This is a genomic window from Staphylococcus pseudoxylosus (assembly GCF_003697915.1).
Lineage (GTDB): Bacteria > Bacillota > Bacilli > Staphylococcales > Staphylococcaceae > Staphylococcus > Staphylococcus pseudoxylosus.
In genome coordinates, this window is the sequence record NZ_RCVN01000006.1 from 102,547 (window position 1) to 122,410 (window position 19,864).

Annotated in this window: 22 protein-coding genes; 7 read left to right on the forward strand and 15 right to left on the reverse strand. The window is 32.6% G+C overall.

The features are described from left to right. Positions 1-2 precede the first annotated feature (2 nt). From mdh to D9V42_RS06820, 5 genes are all read right to left on the reverse strand, one after another. Positions 3-938 carry a malate dehydrogenase gene (mdh, locus tag D9V42_RS06800; protein ID WP_107530481.1) on the reverse strand — a complete coding sequence of 312 codons (936 nt, stop codon included), beginning with the start codon at positions 936-938 and terminating at the stop codon, positions 3-5. Positions 939-1,038: 100 nt separating this feature from the next. Continuing rightward, positions 1,039-1,650: a DedA family protein gene (locus D9V42_RS06805; RefSeq protein WP_122064079.1), complete on the reverse strand. Its 612-nt coding sequence runs from the start codon at positions 1,648-1,650 to the stop codon at positions 1,039-1,041. Positions 1,651-1,683: 33 nt separating this feature from the next. Next, positions 1,684-1,983: a hypothetical protein gene (locus D9V42_RS06810; RefSeq protein WP_107554499.1), complete on the reverse strand. Its 300-nt coding sequence runs from the start codon at positions 1,981-1,983 to the stop codon at positions 1,684-1,686. Positions 1,984-2,008: 25 nt separating this feature from the next. Next, complete coding sequence (locus D9V42_RS06815; RefSeq protein ID WP_122064082.1) at positions 2,009-2,917, reverse strand: aldo/keto reductase; 909 nt, start codon at positions 2,915-2,917, stop codon at positions 2,009-2,011. A gap of 34 nt (positions 2,918-2,951) precedes the next feature. Continuing rightward, positions 2,952-3,878 carry a CobW family GTP-binding protein gene (locus D9V42_RS06820; RefSeq protein ID WP_122064084.1) on the reverse strand — a complete coding sequence of 309 codons (927 nt, stop codon included), beginning with the start codon at positions 3,876-3,878 and terminating at the stop codon, positions 2,952-2,954. 227 nt (positions 3,879-4,105) lie between these two features. On the opposite strand from D9V42_RS06820, the gene mgrA reads away from it, so the two are divergent. Continuing rightward, a complete protein-coding gene (mgrA, locus tag D9V42_RS06825; RefSeq protein WP_017722569.1) occupies positions 4,106-4,549 on the forward strand; it encodes a global transcriptional regulator MgrA in 444 nt (147 codons plus the stop codon). 289 nt (positions 4,550-4,838) lie between these two features. On the opposite strand, the gene cydC is transcribed toward mgrA, so the two are convergent. Together cydC and D9V42_RS06835 are read right to left on the reverse strand one after the other, a co-directional pair. Continuing rightward, on the reverse strand, positions 4,839-6,518 hold the full coding sequence (gene cydC / locus D9V42_RS06830; RefSeq protein WP_122064087.1) for a thiol reductant ABC exporter subunit CydC: 1,680 nt from the start codon (positions 6,516-6,518) through the stop codon (positions 4,839-4,841). Then, positions 6,502-8,145, reverse strand: coding sequence for an ABC transporter ATP-binding protein/permease (locus D9V42_RS06835; protein WP_122064090.1), 1,644 nt, complete (start codon positions 8,143-8,145; stop codon positions 6,502-6,504). The genes cydC and D9V42_RS06835 overlap by 17 nt, the downstream gene beginning before the upstream one ends. 295 nt (positions 8,146-8,440) lie before the next feature. Here D9V42_RS06835 and D9V42_RS06840 point away from each other — a divergent pair, with 295 nt between their 5' ends. From D9V42_RS06840 to D9V42_RS06855, 4 genes are all read left to right on the forward strand, one after another. Then, positions 8,441-9,316: an undecaprenyl-diphosphate phosphatase gene (locus D9V42_RS06840; RefSeq protein WP_122064092.1), complete on the forward strand. Its 876-nt coding sequence runs from the start codon at positions 8,441-8,443 to the stop codon at positions 9,314-9,316. A 213-nt stretch (positions 9,317-9,529) separates the two neighbouring features. Then, positions 9,530-10,231, forward strand: coding sequence for a hypothetical protein (locus D9V42_RS06845; protein ID WP_107554504.1), 702 nt, complete (start codon positions 9,530-9,532; stop codon positions 10,229-10,231). A 5-nt stretch (positions 10,232-10,236) separates the two neighbouring features. Further along, complete coding sequence (locus D9V42_RS06850; RefSeq protein WP_122064094.1) at positions 10,237-10,701, forward strand: YaiI/YqxD family protein; 465 nt, start codon at positions 10,237-10,239, stop codon at positions 10,699-10,701. A 2-nt stretch (positions 10,702-10,703) separates the two neighbouring features. Then, positions 10,704-11,270 (forward strand): LOG family protein, encoded by a 567-nt coding sequence (locus D9V42_RS06855; protein WP_122064096.1) that lies wholly within the window; start codon positions 10,704-10,706, stop codon positions 11,268-11,270. A 59-nt stretch (positions 11,271-11,329) separates the two neighbouring features. On the opposite strand, the gene D9V42_RS06860 is transcribed toward D9V42_RS06855, so the two are convergent. After that, entirely contained in the window at positions 11,330-11,944 is a 615-nt protein-coding gene (locus tag D9V42_RS06860; protein ID WP_107554507.1) for a LysE/ArgO family amino acid transporter, read from the reverse strand. Between the two features lie 118 nt (positions 11,945-12,062). On the opposite strand from D9V42_RS06860, the gene D9V42_RS06865 reads away from it, so the two are divergent. Then, a complete protein-coding gene (locus D9V42_RS06865) occupies positions 12,063-13,514 on the forward strand; it encodes an aminotransferase-like domain-containing protein (protein ID WP_122064099.1) in 1,452 nt (483 codons plus the stop codon). A gap of 205 nt (positions 13,515-13,719) precedes the next feature. On the opposite strand, the gene D9V42_RS06870 is transcribed toward D9V42_RS06865, so the two are convergent. From D9V42_RS06870 to D9V42_RS06885, 4 genes are all read right to left on the reverse strand, one after another. After that, positions 13,720-14,271, reverse strand: coding sequence for a GNAT family N-acetyltransferase (locus D9V42_RS06870; protein ID WP_107530494.1), 552 nt, complete (start codon positions 14,269-14,271; stop codon positions 13,720-13,722). A gap of 101 nt (positions 14,272-14,372) precedes the next feature. Beyond that, a complete protein-coding gene (locus tag D9V42_RS06875) occupies positions 14,373-14,669 on the reverse strand; it encodes a hypothetical protein (protein WP_017722579.1) in 297 nt (98 codons plus the stop codon). 313 nt (positions 14,670-14,982) lie between these two features. Further along, the gene (locus D9V42_RS06880) at positions 14,983-15,195 is read right to left on the reverse strand and encodes an SA0632 family lipoprotein (RefSeq protein WP_107531662.1); all 213 of its coding nucleotides are present in this window, start codon (positions 15,193-15,195) and stop codon (positions 14,983-14,985) included. 40 nt (positions 15,196-15,235) lie between these two features. Then, positions 15,236-15,703: a GNAT family N-acetyltransferase gene (locus tag D9V42_RS06885; RefSeq protein ID WP_122064101.1), complete on the reverse strand. Its 468-nt coding sequence runs from the start codon at positions 15,701-15,703 to the stop codon at positions 15,236-15,238. A gap of 100 nt (positions 15,704-15,803) precedes the next feature. Between D9V42_RS06885 and D9V42_RS06890 the strand changes: the two genes are divergently transcribed. Continuing rightward, positions 15,804-16,487, forward strand: a complete 684-nt coding sequence (locus tag D9V42_RS06890) for a DUF1129 family protein (protein ID WP_122064104.1) — start codon at positions 15,804-15,806, stop codon at positions 16,485-16,487. A gap of 225 nt (positions 16,488-16,712) precedes the next feature. On the opposite strand, the gene D9V42_RS06895 is transcribed toward D9V42_RS06890, so the two are convergent. From D9V42_RS06895 to D9V42_RS06905, 3 genes are all read right to left on the reverse strand, one after another. Beyond that, complete coding sequence (locus D9V42_RS06895; RefSeq protein WP_107554511.1) at positions 16,713-17,873, reverse strand: MFS transporter; 1,161 nt, start codon at positions 17,871-17,873, stop codon at positions 16,713-16,715. A 259-nt stretch (positions 17,874-18,132) separates the two neighbouring features. Beyond that, the gene (locus D9V42_RS06900; protein ID WP_122064107.1) at positions 18,133-18,621 is read right to left on the reverse strand and encodes a DUF456 domain-containing protein; all 489 of its coding nucleotides are present in this window, start codon (positions 18,619-18,621) and stop codon (positions 18,133-18,135) included. 2 nt (positions 18,622-18,623) lie between these two features. After that, complete coding sequence (locus D9V42_RS06905) at positions 18,624-19,835, reverse strand: sugar efflux transporter (RefSeq protein ID WP_122064110.1); 1,212 nt, start codon at positions 19,833-19,835, stop codon at positions 18,624-18,626. Between the last annotated feature and the right edge of the window lie 29 nt (positions 19,836-19,864).

Genomic DNA, 19,864 nt, shown 5'->3' on the forward strand with positions numbered 1-19,864 from the left:
TTTTAAAGCTTTAATGCTTGTTTAACTTCTTGAACTGACTCTGCAGAAACTTTTAATTGTTCATATTCATCATCAGATAAATTTAAATCTACAATACGTTCAATACCATTTGAACTTAATATTGTTGGAACACCTAAGCATATATCTGTAAATTGATATTCCCCTTCTAGTAGTGCAATACTAGGCAGTAGTCTATGTTGGTCCTTCAATATCGCTTCAATCATACTGTATACTGCTGAAGCTGGCGCATAATAAGCTGAACCATTTCCGAGTAATTCTACGATTTCTGCACCACCCTTACGCGTGCGTTCAACAATTGCCTCAATTTGTTGTGCATCAAGTAGTTTATGAAGTGGTACACCATTAACATTAGTTGAATCTACTAACGGAACCATCGTATCGCCATGACCACCTAATACTAAACCTTTGATATCTTTAATAGAAACATTTAAAGCTTCAGCAATAAACGTTAGATATCTTGATGTATCTAATACACCGGATTGTCCTATTACTCTCTCTTTCGGAAAACCAGAAGCTTTTAATACTGAATAAGTCATAGCATCTACAGGATTTGTAAGTACGATAATCTTACAATCAGGTGAATATTTCACGATTTCTTTTGTAACATCGTGCATAACCGCCTCATTAACCTGTACTAAATCGTCACGACTCATCCCAGGTTTACGTGGAACACCTGCTGTAATCACTACAACGTCTGAATCTTTTGTATCAGTATAATCAACGGATCCTTTTACATTTACATCAAAACCATAGACCGGACTACTTTCTAAAATATCTAGTGCTTTCCCTTTAACTTGACCTTCATTTGTTGGACGGTCAATCAGTACAACGTCAGCCAACTCTTGTTGAGCAACAATAAAAGCCAATGTTGCACCCGTATTGCCACCACCGATAATTGAAACTTTTTGTTTTGTCATAAAAGCAACTCCCTCATACAATCTCTTGATTACGTTACTTAAATTATATCATCTCTAACTACCGATAATGATTTCATTTCGTTAAGTTAAATTATCAAATTTACTTATGTGTTTTTTGCCTTTTAATCCATTTCCAAATTATAAAAATGACTAAAACAATTAAAACGAAATAAATAATTTTGGAATAGATATCCATGTAGTAAACAATTGCATGCCAATTGCCGCCCACAGCTTGCCCTAAATAAATCAGCACGATATTCCAAATTAACGTACCAAGCGTAGTAAACAAAATAAACAAAGGTATATTCATTCGAGTTAAACCAGCTGGGATAGAAATTAAACTTCTTAACAGTGGCACGAAACGACAAAAGAAAACTGTCCAATATCCATACTTTTCAAACCAATTAATCGTTCTATCTATATCCTTGGTTTTCACACGTAAAAACTTACCGTAACGATTTACAAAGCGATATAAGTTTCGCTCACCAATCCAGGCACCAATACCATAGAGAACCATAGCACCAATAACAGAACCAAGCGTTGAAGTGATTGTCACACCAATAAAGCCTAAATCAGACTTGGTTGTCATAAAACCACCAAACGTTAAAATAATTTCAGATGGTATTGGAGGAAATATATTTTCCAAAAAAATTAATAATCCTATACCTAAATAGCCATGTTGCTCCATAAAATGCGTTATCCACTGTTCCATTCATTTCCTCCTAAAGGTCGTTAAAACAAAGCATTAAAATAGATTATTTGTTAACGCATATAAATACATTGATAAGCCAAATAGAATCATACTTAAAATTGTTAGTATCAATGCTAAAACAATTGTCCGTTTATAATGTTTAATAAATGCTATGAATAAAATAGCACCATTATAAAAGAAAAACAGTCCAAAAAGTGTCATCATTATATTAATATCAGGATACACAATATTTAATATTGCAATGACTAAGGCAAAACCTAAAAACGGAAAATTAATAAAATTACGTTGAAACTTATGTTGATTTAATTGATGCTGTTCGTTCTGTGTATTCATTATCTTTACTCCTTCAAACTTTAAACTACGGGATGTCATGACCTAAAGAAGCCGTATAAATATCAAACCATTCTTGATCTGTCAGTGACACCTTCAAGCCATTAATCGCTTCATCAATACGTTCAATTTTATGTGTGCCTAACACAGGCATGAGTGATGCTGGGTGTTTATTTAACCATGCCATAATGATACCGTTCGAGGTTACATTATATTTTTGTGCTAAAGGAGAAACAACTGCCATGATTCTAGCAGATTTTTCGTCTGCTAAATCGAATAATTTACCACCTGCCATAGGGCTCCACGACATAATTTTAACATCATCTTTATACATATGATTAATGATACCATTTTCAATAGCGTCTAAAGTATATGGCGACACTTCTAGTTGATTTAAAGTGATATGCAATTTATCACAAACTAGACATTTACTTAGTAAATCATATTCAGATTTATTGAAGTTTGAAACACCAAATGACTTAACTTTCCCTTGTTTAACCAATGCTTTTATTGCTTCAGTCACTTCGTTAGGATCCATTAAAGGTGATGGTCTATGAATAAGCAGAGAATCTAGTTGTTCAACTTGTAAGTTTTGTAGTGAACGATCAACAGATTGAATAATATGCGCTTTACTATGATCATAGCGATGGCCACTTGTTTCATGAAGTGGACTTGATGGCAATACGATACCACATTTAGTTACAATCTCAATTTGATTGCGCAGTTGTGGTGATAGTTTTAGTGCTTCACCAAAGATACCTTCACAGCTGTATGAGCCATAAATATCAGCATGGTCCATAGTAGTGATACCTCTTTCAACTAATTCATTCAAATATCTATTTAATTGTTGAGATGTCCAGTTCCAGTCTTTCGCTCTCCAAAACCCTTGTATTACATTCGAAAAAGAAACGTATTGATTAATTTTCACTTTATTCATATATCTTCAACACCCTTTTTATTTTATTCAATAATCAAGTGAACTGTAGCATATCCAATTTATTGCGCAGTTGGTTTTCATCTATTTGTTCACCAATCATTACAATTGTTAACGGCATCGTTGTATCGATGACTTCATAATCTGGCAAACCAAATGCATATTGAAATTCATATATATCATTTGGTGCATCGTGAAACTTTACGTATCCCTTTAATCTTAGAACATTATCAGGTAGTCGTAAAATAAACTGATAGAATAATTGACGATCAATTGGTCCAGTAAATTGATACTGCATGCTCTTAATACCATGATGATGCATTGGTTGACCTAAAGGTGACATACTATCATCTGTAGTTAAAATTAAGTTATCCATATCTAAATCAGCAAATGATGTATAAAATTTTGGTGCTTGTGGATTAATTTTTTCAATTTCTTTTATCTTATCGTACTCAACACTTTCCAACAAATCCATTTTATTGATCACAATTGCATGACTCACTTTTAATTGTTCTTCCATCAATTGTATTGTACTATTAGTATATTGGGCTCTAGCCAAAAATCTCGGCGCATCTGCTAGGCCTATAACTACCGGTGTGGCAAGGTGTTCAACGATTTCAGGATCTTGGCAAGCCGCAATAATTTCAACTGGGTGTGCGATACCCGTCGCCTCAATTATAATATGGTGCATTGCACTTTTGTTAATAAAATGTTTTAATTGTTTTATTAAATCCCGTTGCAAGTCACAACATATGCAACCATTTAATATCGATGCAACCTCTATATCATGGCTTAATGCATTGCTATCTATATCTAAATTGCTGTATTCATTTACGATGATACTTGGGTTTTCATTTTTATTTAGTAAATATTTTACATAATTACTGAGAAAAGTTGTTTTCCCACTACCTAAAAAACCTGTTACTACGGTAATAGCTATTTTAGGCTGTTTAATATTTTTCAAAAATCTCACTCATTTCATAAATTTAAATGTTTGTGTAAAAGATAATTTTTTCGTATAATTAATCTTTCACTTGATAAAATATTAGATATCTTCTAAACTTTATACACGCTATATTTTAGCATGGCACAGTGCAAAAGTATGTTTGAGGAAGTGTCACACACAACGTTAGACGGATTCAGGTCCGATGCAAAGTAAAGAAAACGGATAGAATGTCTGGAGGAGAACTTATGTCTGAACCACTTAATTTAAAGGAACAACTTTGTTTCAGTTTGTATAATGCTCAAAGACAAGTAAATCGCTACTACTCAAATAATGTCTTTAAGAAATACAAACTAACATACCCACAATTTTTAGTACTTACTATTCTTTGGGGTGAATCACCTGTCAATGTCAAAAAAGTCGTTACAGAATTGGCGCTTGATACTGGTACTGTATCTCCATTACTTAAGAGAATGGAACAAGTTGATCTAATCAAACGTGAACGTTCTGAAGTTGATCAACGTGAAGTATTTATTCATTTGACTGATAAGAGCGAAGCAATTCGTCCAGAATTAGATACTGCATGTCAAGATGTTGCAGTTGCATCTTCTCTTGATGAAGATGAATCTAAAGAATTAAATAGATTACTTGCAAAAGTAATCGATGCCTTTACTGAAGAAAAAGCAAAATAAGCTTTTCTACCTAAATTAAAGGTCAAAGATATATCAAAATGATTCCTTAAATATACTTGATTTAAAGAGAGAGCTCAAACACTTTGGTGTTTGAGCTCTTTTTTGACTATTATAAAACTTCATACTGTAAACTATAAATCTTAAACATCCTTGTTTGCAATACCACTGATTTTTCGACTTAGAAACCCTTAAATGCTTGCCTTCCATAAAATTGAAAGTAAGCCTTATTTTGGTATTTTTAAACCAAGTTAAAATCACATAATTTTAGAATTTATAATGTTTCATAACATTACGAAGCATTAATCTTAATCATTTGTTGTAGATAGCCATTTTCTTTAGTAGCTAAAGTTTCATAACTACCTTCTTCTAGAATAGCACCTTCTTGCATAACAATAATTTTATCAAAATTTGGTAACAACCTTAAATCATGCGTAGCTACAACTAAAGTTTCAGCTTGCTTTTGTACTAAATCCATAACTACATTGGTATGATGCACATCTAAAGCAGTTGTTGGTTCATCAAGTATCCAAAGTGAAGCAGGTTTTAATAATAGTCTTGCTAAAGCCAACCTTTGTATTTCTCCTCCAGATAATGTCTGACCAGAAAGTGTGATCACTCTATCTAAATCAATGTGCGCTAATCCAATTCGGTCTAATACTTCTCTAAGGGCATCGTCTTCTTGTTCTGAAAATAAATTCTCTCTTACAGTACCATCAAACAATTGTTGGGATTGTAAGAGTGCATTGATATAACTATATTTAGCTTCATTTACTATTTTAGAAATATGTTGTTGATGTAAAAGTATTTCCCCTTTATCGCTTTGATATAGACCTAGCATAAGTTGTAATAAAGAGCTTTTACCTGAACCAGACGGCCCTACTATCGCTACGTGTTCTCCTTGATTTATGACTAAGTCAATCTGGGATAATACAGGTGTGGACTGGTTCCAATATTTGAAATCAACGTCTCGTAATTGCATTAAAGGCGATGCATCGGACGTTCCCATTTGCATCGATTCATCACCTTGTGTCGTTGGATGTGCAATCACTTCATTAATATCAGTTAATGCTTGGTCCGTATCAGCTTTATAATAAGCCACGTTACTCATTGGAATCGCTTGTTCAAATAATGTTAACATCATTAAAACAATACTCGTCAAATACACAACATCTAATTGCTGGTTTTGTACTTGAACAACACCTAAGTATAAAGTGAAAAATAATGCAATCATCGCTACAACATTCAAGCTATATTCATAAAGCGATAGAAAACGTTGCTCTTTAGCTTGTACACTTTCATACGCATCTAATTGCTTTATAACTTGCTTTTTATAATATTCCGTTTGATTAAATCGTGTTAATTCATCGTAACCTTCTTTATAATCATAAAATTGACTTAAAAATTTACCTTGGACTTCATTTACTTGTCTTTTTAATATACGTGCCCTTTTAGCACTTAGCCAAGGAATAACAATTAACGTAGCAATCATACTCAAACAAATAATCACTGCATGTATATATGAAAAATAAAATATCGTAACCATTGTGACGATTGCTGTTAAACCGATGACTACAGGCGGATAGTAAACTCTTAAATATATGTTTTGCAAAGACTCTACTCTACCAATCATACGTGCAATCAGATCACTAGAATTGAATTTTCGATAAACATCCGGCACAACTGGTAGTAACTTTTTGAAGAATTGAACTCTCACATCGCGTAACATTGTAAATGTCGTTCTATGAGAAAGTAGTCTCTCAATATATCTCGCTACGGCTCTAAGAAATCCAAACATTTTCACCGAAACAATCAATACCATCAGCGCAAACAGTGGCGCTCCTAAAGCACTTTGAGTAATCATATAACCACTTAAAAGGAACATACCTAATGCGACTAAACTACCGACTACACCAACTAAAATAGATAATATTAAATCCTTATCTATACTAAATTTAATCCGTGGTTTCATATTCATCACCGCCTTGTTGAGGGTCGTTTAATTTACGAATCTCGCCTGACTTTAAAACTCCCTGTTCAATCAAAATACGTCTGTCTGCATTTTTAATCGTATGTGCTCTATGTGCAATCGTAATCATAGTAATATTAGAAAACTGTCGTTCAATCACATTTTGTATTACATTTTCAGTTTTTACATCTAAGCCTGTTGCTGGCTCATCAAAGATTAATAGGTCTGGGTGCCCCAATAATATTCTTGATAGCTCTATACGTCTCATTTGACCGCCTGAGAGCATCTCTCCACCTTCACCTATGCTTGTGTCTAAACCATGTTTTAGTGATAATACTTTTTCTTTTAATTCTACATCGTCTAAAACTTGTAATATTTGTGCTTCCTCTACTTGATGAAACATCGTTATATTATCTCGTATAGATGCATTGAAAATATAAGGATCCTGACTAAGGAATCCTATATTTAAATTTTTCTGATTGTAAGTAATCGTGCCACCACTAGCTTCCAAATTTTGCGCAATCAGTTGCGCTAATGTTGATTTCCCTGCGCCACTTTTTCCAATTAACGCGATATGCTCCCCGCTTCTTATACTTAAATTAATATCTTTTAATGCATACATAGAAGCGTCTTTATATTTAAAATCCACTTGGTCTAATCGAATCAACGCACGCTGATTTAAATTAATTTGAATTTGAGGTTTAGGATCTTTATTCTCCTTGTCCAACACTTCGAACAACACATCACTAGAACCTTCACTTTGTTTACCAGTATGGAAAGATTGGCCAAGGTCTTTAATTGAATTGTAAAATTCTGGTGCTAATATAATCGCAATTGCCGCTGTCTTAAAGTCTAAATTATGAAACAAAATCAAACCTAAACCAGCCTCTAATGCAACTAAACCAATACCGAGCATACTAATAAATTCGAGCATTAAGCCAGATAAAAAGGCACTTCTTAAAATACGCATCGTTAAATCTCTAAACGTAGTACTTTCCTCATAAAGTTCCTTTTCTGTATGTTCAATTCTATTAAAAAGTTTTAACGTGATGAGGCCTTTTATTTTATTTAAAAATTGTTGGCTAAATTGATTTAAATAAGTCATTTTATCTTTAGATTCATCACGGGTTTTCAAACCAAAAATGATATAAAAAAGTGGAATGAAAGGCGCTGTGACCATCATAATCAACGCCGTATTTAAATGAACAAAACACATAGCAATCATTATTAATAATGGTATCATCATTGATTTAAATACTTGTGGAAAATAACTATTAAAAAAAGGAACAATGCCATCAACACTTTCGGTTAAAGTGTTCATTTGCACACCAATTGGATCTTTGGATTGCTTTATAATAAGTTGCTTTCTTAAATCACGCTTAACTTTCGCTGCCATTTGATTGCCTATCATTTGATTTATAGTATTAAATGTAGCACGTGCTATTAAAACTACTAATGTAAACATTAATAAATTGAATAAATCACGATTAGCGCTTAATAACATTGCGTTTAAAATTTCTGCAATAGAAATATTTTGTACTACAACTGTAATTGCTAAAAGTGTACTAACTATAAACATAAAGATAGGATATATTTTATATTGCATTGCTAAACTTGTTAATCTTTTCACAAATATCACCTACCTCACATTATAGACTGCGTGTATAAAAATTAAATTAATTCGCTCATTGTTTTCTATACTTTTTCATGATGTTTTCATATTTTAGACATAATTAATTTTTATAATTTTAATTGGAATTTTACTGTAACTTTACACATGTCCTTTAAAATGACTATTATCTATTAATTATATACATCTTTAGTCTAAAATCACATTTTTAAGTGGCATAATACATTTTTATTGTGCTATCATTAAAAAATGAAAATACACAAAATTTTATAAGTACTATGAAAGTAGGTAAATTATGTTAATACTTGAATTGATTAAAGGTATCATTCTAGGTATCGTTGAGGGTTTAACAGAATTCGCGCCCGTTTCATCAACAGGTCATATGATACTCATAGATGATATGTGGTTGAAATCGAGTGAGTTTTTAGGGTCTGAATCGGCATTTACATTTAAAATTGTCATCCAACTAGGTTCAGTATTCGCAGGCGCTTGGGTGTTTCGTGAGCGTTATTTCGAAATGTTACATATAGGTAAATACAGAGCAGAACCTATTGATGGTATTGGCCAAAAGCCAAAACGTCTAAACTTATTACATATCATTGTAGGTATGATTCCTGCAGGTGTGCTAGGTTTGCTCTTTGATGATGTTATCGAAAAATATCTATTCAGTGTACCAACAGTAATGATTGGGTTGTTTATAGGTGCCATTTATATGATTATTGCTGACATCTACAGTAAAAGAGTTACCCATCCACAAACTGTAGACCAAATCAATTATTTCCAAGCTTTTGTTATTGGGCTATCTCAAGCCATAGCAATGTGGCCAGGTTTTAGTAGATCTGGTTCAACAATCTCTACTGGTGTATTAATGAAAATGAATCATAAGGCTGCCTCAGATTTTACGTTTATTATGGCAGTGCCTGTCATGCTTGCAGCAAGTGGTTTATCACTAGTAAAAAACTTGGAATATATTCAATTAAATCACATTGGTTTCTATATTCTTGGCTTTATCGCCGCGTTTATTGTTGGATTAATTGCAATCAAAACTTTCTTATACTTAATTAGTAAAATTAAATTAATACCATTTGCAATTTATAGAATTATATTGGTCATTATCATCGCCATTCTATACTTTGGCTTTGGTATTGGACAAGGTATCACAGGAGAATAATTTAAAGTCTAATTTAAATGCTTGAACATTAAAGCGGATAAACATCACTCTATTTCTTAGATGTTTATCCGCTTTTTATTCTTTTCTTACAGATTGCTTAAATGTTAGTCTATTTCTCCCTAATAAATCCTATACTCAGGCTATATTTACCGTTTATTTTCATGTATGATAGGGTAATATGAAGATAGTATAAATTAAATGGAGGCAACGCATATGGACAAAAAGCAATTAATTAAAACAATAATCACAGTGGCTCCTGTGTTTTTAGTACCATTAATCGTTGAACGTAAACGAATTAAAGATCACCCCGACGTTAAAAAAGCGAGCGATGCAACCGTAAGCGCTTCTAAAACAGTTGCAGATAAATCTGTACAATTCAAAGATACTGTCGTAGAAAAATCATCTCATGCAAAAGAATATGTAGTAGATAAGAAACACGACATGGATCAAAAACGAGAACTTAAACGTATCGCTAAAGAACACGATCCAGCATATATTGAGAAAAAAGGCGAAAAATTAGAAAAAGAAAATCGCAAAGAAGCTCAAAAAATGGATAAGATTCTTCAAAAAAATATTGACAAACGTCATAAAGAAGAAGAAAAAGCACGTCAAGATAATGAAAAACAGCGTATTAAAGATATGAAAAAATCTAACAAACATATGGAGAAAGTTGGATTAACACCTGGCAAACTTGACGATGAAACTGAGAAAAAAGGCGAAAAATTAGAGAAAGAAAACCGCAAAGACATTCAAAAACTAGATAAAATCCTACAAAAAAACATCGACAAACGTCACAAAGAAGAAGATAAAGTACGAGCAAAAAATAAAAAAGCACGTTTATCTGAATTCAAAAAATATAAAGACTACGTTGCTAAAAGCGTTGTAAAACAAAACAACGAAAATAAAGGCGAATAACACTAATGACACAAGTCATTATAGATGGAGATGCTTGTCCTGTAATCAATTCAGTTATTGAATTGACTGAAGGGACAGGCATTTTTGTTACAATCGTTCGTAGTTTCAGTCATTTTTCTACTATAGAACAACCAGAACATGTAAAAACCATTTATGTCGATGATGGACCAGATGCTGTTGATTATAGGATTGTTAAACTAGCAGGAAATGATGATTTAGTAATTACGCAAGATTATGGTCTTGCAAGTCTATTACTCAATAAAACAAAGCTTGTCATGCATCATAAAGGCTATGTATATAACCACCAAAATATTGACACTTTACTTGAACAAAGACATACGAGTGCACAATTTAGAAAAAGTGGCGGCCGTACAAAAGGCCCTTCTGCGTTTGCAGAACAAGATTTGGTTAAATTTGAATCTGCATTTTCATCTATATTACAAGATCAATACTTTAACAAGGAGGATTAAACATGAAAAGAATTGCTGTTTACTGTGGCGCTAGTAAAGGAAATGACCCTTCGTATATGTCGGAAGCTTATCAGCTAGGTAAAACTATGGCCGAAAAAGGTTATGAATTAATCTTTGGAGCTGGTTCTGTAGGCATTATGGGGGCAATCCAAGATGGCGTACTAGATCATGGTGGTAGCGCTATTGGCGTTATGCCTAATATGTTAAATGAAAAAGAAATAACGAGTAAGAAATTAACGGAACTTATTTTAGTTGACTCTATGCATGAAAGAAAAAACAAAATGGCTGAATTAGCAGACGCATTTATCATGGCCCCTGGTGGTGCTGGTTCTTTAGAAGAATTCTTTGAAATGTATAGTTGGTCACAAATCGGTATTCATCAAAAACCGATTGCTGTATTTAATATCAACGGTTTCTTCGATCCATTACAATCCCTATTATCTCATATGATTGAAGAAGGCTTTATCGATGCTAAATACGATACTTTAGCACCATTATGTGATACAACGGAAACACTATTTGAAACTATCAATAATTATAAACCTTTAGGCGTTAGAACTTATGACTAACTAGCAAGGGCAAGGAAGTAAATTATTTTAAATTCGCTTCCTTGCCCTTTGCTTTTAATTTAAATAATTGCTATTAACTGTTTTAGTATCATCAATGCAACGATGATGATAATGATTGCTGAACATTTATTTAATACCAAAATATATTTCCCTGTTTTATCTACATGTCCTATAATCTTCCCTACTATCGCTAACAAGAAAAACCAAATCCATGATACCAATACTGTGACAATGGCAAAGACTATCTTTTCCACGTCTTCATATATTGCAGCACTTGTACCTATTACACCTATCGTATCCATAATTGCATGTGGATTTAGTAATGACACTGATAATGCGAAACCTATTTGCTTTTTAGCCGTCATAGGTTGATATGTTTGAAGTTGATATTGATGTGATGTCCATAAAGACCATGCCATATAAACTAAAAAGACCATGCCTATACAATATATACTTATCTGCAAAATAGGCAAAGACAATAAAATAAATGAGACCCCTAAAATAGCTAAAAATATTAATAATGTATCACATAAACCAGCGGTGATTATTACCGGTAGTGTTTTGTAGATACTTTTATGATTAGCACCTTGATTAAATACAAAAACATTTTGAGCTCCTAATGGCAATATAAGTCCTAAAGCCAAAAGTAATCCGTGAACTGCTGGTTGCAACATACAAAACTACGCTCCTTTAATTATTACATCTATACCGACTATGTTATACTATATGCACAGAAATTGGACCAACCAGATGCAAATTAAAATACCACCCAGATTGTATAGGAGTTATTTTATGTTCAAACCAAAATACAAACATATTATTGATGATGTCATTTCACAAATTGATACCGGAGCATTAGAACCAGGCATGCAGTTACCTTCTCAAAGAGATATGGCCAAAAAATATCAAGTGAATCGTTCTACCGTTATACAAGCAATCGATATCCTTAAAAGTCAGGGGATCATAAAAGGTAAAGAGAAACAACGCTTATATGTATCTGGAAATACTTGGCATACTTATATTAGAAACAATATCAATTGGCAAAACTATATTAGTAATAGTACAACTAAAAATAATCAATACTTTGTTCAACAAATCAACAAATTAGAATTCCACGCCAACATGATACGTTTAGGTACTGGTGAACTTGCTCCCAATCTTATACCTAATGAACAGTTCAAAGAAATTTTGAGTAAGTGTAATACTAATGTGTTAAACACTAATTACGAACCACCTCAAGGCAACCTCAAGCTTAGAGAAGCAGTTGTACACTATATGGAGAAATTAGGCATCACATGTACCGTTGACCACATTTGTATTACCTCTGGTGCACTACAAGGCTTAAAACTAATTGCAGATGGTTTACTTATCCCACAATCCAAAATAATTGTTGAATCTCCTTCATACATTAATTCAATACGTACTTGGCATAATATTAGAGCTGATATACAGAAAATAAGCATTTCTGATATTAAAAGTAATATTAACAATATATTTAAAGCACAAGCACAATACGCAAATAGCATTTTTTATTGTATACCGACATTACACAACCCAACACAACATTGTTATTCAATAGAAGAAAAACAAAAAATTATCATGCAATGCGAACAACACGGTATGCCTATCGTAGAAGATGATGTTTATGGCGATTTATATTTTAAGCATGAACGTCCCAAACCCTTAAAATCATTTGATACAAATGATAATATTTTATACCTGAATAGCTTATCTAAAACTGTAAGTCCTGGTTTGCGTGTCGGTTGGATCGTTGCCAAACCTTCCGTTGCGGCACATTTAGCTGATTTAAAAATGCAAAATGACTATGGCGCAAGTTCTATATCACAATATATCGCAACAGAATGGTTAACACAGCCGCAATATCACGACCAACACCTCAAAAGACTAAAAGATAAACTTTTAATTAAAAGAAATTTATTTTTAGAAGCTCTAAACAAATATTTTAGTAATTTAGGTTCGTGGTCCACTCCAGAAGGGTCATTTTATATTTGGTTCCAATTTAAGTTCTCCATCGATATGAAAAAACTTTTCGATGCAGCTATTACAGAAAATATACTAATTAATCCCGGTGAAGTCTATGATAAACATGCGCGTCATTGTATCCGTTTCTCGTATGCTTATATCGATACTGATGCCATCGATGGCGCTTTAAAACAGTTAAGCGAAATGATCCTAACGCGTTTTATCCCATCGTCATCAATAGAGCGCGAGACAAAAATCTAACTTATTTAACAAGATGTGGTCTTCTCATTTAAGCAAAGTTGTCTAGGTTGATAAGGATACAAAGTTTACCTGAGCGAAACTCATCTAGACATACCACTAACTCAATAAGATGATAAAGGCTGAGACAATTAAATTTGCCTCAACCTTTATCTTACTCGCTATGCATTTGTAGGAATGACCATGTACACTATCAAAACAACGCTGCTCAGACGTTTTTTGATAAATCTTTATGATATCTAACATGTCTTTTAAGTGGATGATATTTACTAAGATTTGGATACTCAAAATAATCGTATAATTTCATACCAATTTTTTCCATTACTTTTCTAGAAGCTGCGTTATTTTCTGAAGTAAAGGCATAGACATCTTCTAAACCTTGAGATTTAGCATATGCCAATACAGCTTCTGCACCTTCTGTAGCAAAACCATTCCCCCATACTTCAGGGATTAAGCGCCACCCTATTTCATAAAACGGCAACTCTTCAAATGTATATTTACTTTCTTTAGGTACATAATTCAATCCAATAAAACCTAACCAGCCATTCGTCTCTTTCAATTCAACAGCGAATAGGCCAATATTATATTTTGATATAACTTCATCCATTTTATTCATATCGTGTTCTGAACGTCGATAACTTAATAAACTAGGGAAATATCTACGAACTTGTTGATTTGCATTCATTTGTTGAAATGGCAACAAGTCTTCCTCTCGCCAGTCACGTAACCTTAAACGTTCAGTTTCAATATAAACTGTCATATGTTACACCTCTATACTGAAAAATAAATTTCTATATAAAAGTAACGCGTTATGAAACAATTCATATCGCGCTACCTACATATTCTATCAATAATCAACATTTAAGCTCTTGAAATATAACTAATCAATTCTACGTTTACTGCAACTTCTTTCAAACGGCCGCGTTCACTTTTTGGTGCAGTGAATGTTGCATCAATAAAATCATTTTTATGATTTAATCTGTAAGTAGCTACAAAAGTATCTGTATCAGATTCAAAGTTTGGTAAGTGTGCAATCACACGTTTAATTTCACCTGTAGAGTCTTTTATTTCTCTACCTGTAATATTTTCTATTTCTCTACCTAATTCTGGTAAAGTGATAGTTCTGCCTTCTAATAAATTGAAATCTTGTTCGTGCATATTCATTACCTCTTTTCTATGTAAGGAAATTATCAAAATGTAACTTACTCCAAACTAGTCGTTAACTCAAGCCTGAATGGTTGATTAATAACTCCCTTATATTTCAACTTCTTTGCATTTTTATACGTATTTACTAATCCACATTATGTTTAATGATACCCATTATAACAATTAGTAAAACCATATTACAATGATTTCCTAGGAAATATTACAACATATTTTCAAAGTATAATTAAATCTAATTTCTATATATTATACAGATATATTTTTTCATTCTCCGTTTTTCATTCGACTATCCAACAATCTATGCGTTTTAAGTCTCTGAATTTATATCTTTTTCTAAGCTTTCAGATTTATCCTTCAGCTTATCATGTTCTTTTTCTAATTTATCTTTTTGCTTTTTCAAATCTTTTTGTTGTTTTTCTAATTTATCAACATCTTTTTCCAATGATGCTTTTTCATCATCTTTACCACAAGCTGTTAATGTAACTGTCGCTGCTAATATGAGTGCCAAACACCTTTTCATGTAAGAACTCCTTTTTCATTATAATATATTAATTTTATCATTAATTATTATTATCTTCATTAATTACTGATAGTTTTTTGGACATAATTACTTTCTCTACCTGATAATTCATGTTTAAATTCATTTCAATCATTTTTTTGTTGCTATATGCAACGGTACTTTCTATTTTTTGAGCACCATGACTCATCCCCCACGCTTCAATGGAAGATTTCAATTTGGCACCTATACCTTGGTGCCTATATTCAGGATGGACATAGAGCATTTCAATCACAACTTTACACCCAACTGCCTCAATCCTTCCCCATATAAATCCCAGTAAAACGCCATCCAATGTTTCAATTAAAATGCGACCCACTTCTAATTTCAAGCTCCGCTCAATCATTTCTATACGCAAAGCGACTGACAAATTAGTTTTTTTGTAATCATGATACTGTTGTTCAAGTTGTTGCTCATGTATGTTGGCAATTTCTTCTATAAATTGATTTTGCGATAGTGAAAGTTGTTCCATAATTCCTCCTTTAAAAAGTTAAGTTGATTTATATTGTGATATTCGTCATAATAAGCCATATCTTATTCTTACATTCTATAAAAAAGGTAGCGGAATTCAAATGAAATCTACTGAAAGATTAATGCGTGAAAATAATGTAAAATCACTACGATTAAACAATACTGATAGAGAAACATTCGAAAACTATATGACATATGTACGCGCGGATCTAAGTGTGAATCCCCATGATTCCGAAAAGATGTTGAATCGTATATTAACTCAATTATTACAAGCCGAAAAAGAAGGCACACTTGCTATGGATTTCTTTGATCATGATCCTAAATCACACGCAAAACAAGAAATAAAAAAATTGCCGAACGAGACACTCATCAACATATTCAAATATATTTTCCAACACATTTTACTTTTCTTTGGTATTTTTTGTTTTCTAAAAGGATTTATTGGCTTTTTTATCGGTGCTAAACGACTATATATATACACATTTCCGATAATGTTACTCGTGGGTATTAGCATTATTTTCATTTTTATATGGATGGTTTTTAAAACTGTACAAATGCAATGCTTTACTAAATCACATTGGACTTGGGTTATGACATACATCAGTATTATACTGTTGCTATGTGCGATATTTTATGTATTTTTTGTACCTCAAGCAGCACTCGCTGTAGGTCCTTACATTTTCATAAGTAATTGGAAATTTATTATTATTTCTTTCATAATTATTCCAATTTCATTGTATATCGATCATCACTATATTAATAAAGATGCAAATACTTCATTATGATTTAGTGAGAACATGATTTTAATATTAAAAAACAAAGCAAGAGCCTGAGACATATCGAGTTATGTCTCAGGCTCTTATTTTATCTAACTCAGTATCTAGCTAAATTAAAAATATTTCTACTTATGATTTCTAAAGTCTATTACCATTTCTGAACAAGTATCGTACAAGTGTCTATAGCAAGTTACATCTATATATTCTATATTTATTAACCATGACCGCATTAATTTAAGTTGTCATGCCCTCTTTTTTCTCAACTGCAACACTGATAAATAAGAATATTAAACCTATCGCTGTTAAAATAGGTGCGATAAGACTTAGGGACGCCACTGGTAAATGTGTAACGACTAGACCACCTATAAAGGCACCTAAGGCATTACCTAGATTAAATGCTGATTGATTCAATGTACTAGCAAGCGTTGGCGCATCTTTTGAAATTAAAGTACTTTTGAACTGTAGTGATGGACTCATACTAAATCCTATTAGACCAAAGAAGAATATACCTGCGACCATTAAGAACCCGTTCATTTGGATAAAGTATAACAGTACGAAATATAAAATAAATACTGTAAATATCATCTGTAATGCTTTATTTAAATTCCAATCTGCAAGTTTACCACCTACGACATTACCTAATGTAACACCTACACCAAATATAATTAGTAGGTATGAAATAAGATGTTCTTGAACATTAGATACATCAGTCAAGACTGTAGAGATATATGTGAAATAAGCAAACACACTACTAAAACCGAATAGTGTTACTGCTAATGTTAGCCATAAACGCTTCTCTTTTAAAATTTTCAATTCATTTAATACTGAAGATTTAACTGTTTCACGTTGCATTGGCACAAAAATAATGATGCCTACTAGAGCAATCGCCCCAATAACAGAAATAACAATAAATGTCATTGGCCAACCGAAATTCTGACCAACCAATGTACCGAATGGCACACCCAAGATGTTACTTAAACTTAGTCCCATAAACATTAAGGCCATGGCACTTGCTCTTTTCTCTGGTCTAACCATATTTGCGGCTAGTATAGAGCCTATACCAAAGAATGAACCATGTGCTAATGATGTAATAATACGGCTTGTCATCATAAATCCATAACTCGGACTAAATGAAGCAGCAAAATTACCTAAAATAAAGATGCCCATCAATACTAATAAGAGATACTTTCTATTCCATTTTATTGTTAACATAACTATGATTGGCCCACCAATGGCAACACCTAATGCATAACCAGTAATTAGCTGTCCTGCTTGACTCACAGTTACATCAAAGTCCCTTGCAATATTTGGTAAAAGTCCCATAATTACAAATTCTGTCATACCGATTGCAAACGCACCGATAGCAAGCATCCATATAGCTATTGGATATTTCATTTTGACTCCCCTCCTATTCCGTTTTTTAAACATGTTTGTGATTATACTAAAATAAAGTTAGTGAAAACAAGGCAATTGCTTAATTTTTTATTAATTTATTATATTAATGCGCTTTCATTAAAATTATATGTGTATTTAATCGTTCTAATTTAATTTTTGAGTGATAATTTTTCACAAAAAAAGAGCTAACAGTACTCTTAGAATTAAATGAATTGCTCACTTTATTCTCAAGATGAAACTATTAGCTCAAAATATGATTTTAATTAATTAGTAATGCATCTACAAAAAACCATACTACCATAATAATCATGATCATCGCTTGTGCAATAGTACTTGCTAAGAATGCTACAACTGAACCAAAACTTGCTTTTAAAGCTTTTGAAAAATTTGGTCCTTGAATCATTTCTACAATTAATACCGCAGCAAATGGAACAATAATAATGCCGAAAGGTGGAAATACAAAGCACCCTACAATCACACCAACAAGGGCTGCGTACTCACTTTTTTTTGAACCACCAAATTTATTAACAAAGTATTGATTCATTATAAAATCTGCAACGATTATAAAGAGTGTAAGCAAAATCATAGATACATAGAATACCCATGACAAGTTACCATTGTGAAAACCGAATTGATAAATTAGAAAACCGACCCATAAGACAAGCACAGATGGAATAACCGGCTTAATTAAACCGATAAACGCTAAGACAAATGCCGCTATAATACATAACCATAAAATAATTGTCATTATTAACTACTCATACTTTCTTCTGTAAATTTTTGATCTTTAGTAAAGAAAATGAGAATTATGCCTATAAAAATAGATCCTGCAGAAACATAGAAAACATTTCCTAAACCAACCCATTGACTCATTATACCACCTAACAAGTTACCACATAATTGTCCAATAACCATCGCATTAGCAAATAATGTTGAGGCATACCCCGGAAAGTCTGGCAATATATCCTGAAAGTAACTAATTCCTAAACCGAGTAGTATCGCTAAAAATATCGCTAAAAATACTTGGCCTACAAACATCATGGCTAAACTTTCGAACACGCCGATACTAAAATAAAATAGTCCTCCGAAGAGACCACCTAACATGAGTAAGGTACGTGTTGTCAGTTTTGCTGACAATATGCCTAAAATAACCATAAACGGCACTTCCAAGCCAGCACACAAACTTGCTAATCCACCAACAAAACCTTCTGGTTCATTAAGGTATTTCGTCACAAATAGCGGCATATTCAATGTATAGATCCATTGCCCTATATGCAGTAAAATAAACGCTAAAAATGGAACAAACAGTGACTTGTCCTTTAACATATTGGGAGCTGTTGTCTCAACATGGTTTACATCAGAAACAGTGTGTTCTGTCTTTATATCTTTAAAGAAAAATACTTGCAATAGTAAGGTGAAGATAATGATTGTAATCGTACCACCAAACAAGCCGGAATATCCATTAGCACTTAGTAGTAAGGCACCGATCAAAGGACCAAATAAAAAGCCAAATGAAAACATAGACCGCAAAACTGCATTGGCAAATTTAGCTTTATTCCTTGATGCAGAAGCATTAATTGATTCACGTGCTGATGCATACATTTGAGGCATCGCTGGTGCAAAACATCCTTGGAAAATAGCGTACATTGCTATAAAGATCCATATTTCATGTATATAGAAATAAATTGAAAAACTAACTGCCCCCATAAATAAAGCAGCAATTATTATTAATTTTCTATTAATATTATGTGTATCAGAAAAACGCGCAACTATCGTATTCATTATAAATTGACTAATTGCAGCTAAGGCTAACAATAGTCCATATTGCGTGGAAGTCATACCTAAATCATTTGTGGCAAATAATACTAAATATGGTACTGTAATTGCGATCCCCATACCTAACAGCATCATATTCACTACAAATAATTTGTAGTTTTTAATATGTAATAAGGCACTAAACATGCAGACAACCTCTATTCTCTTAATAATAT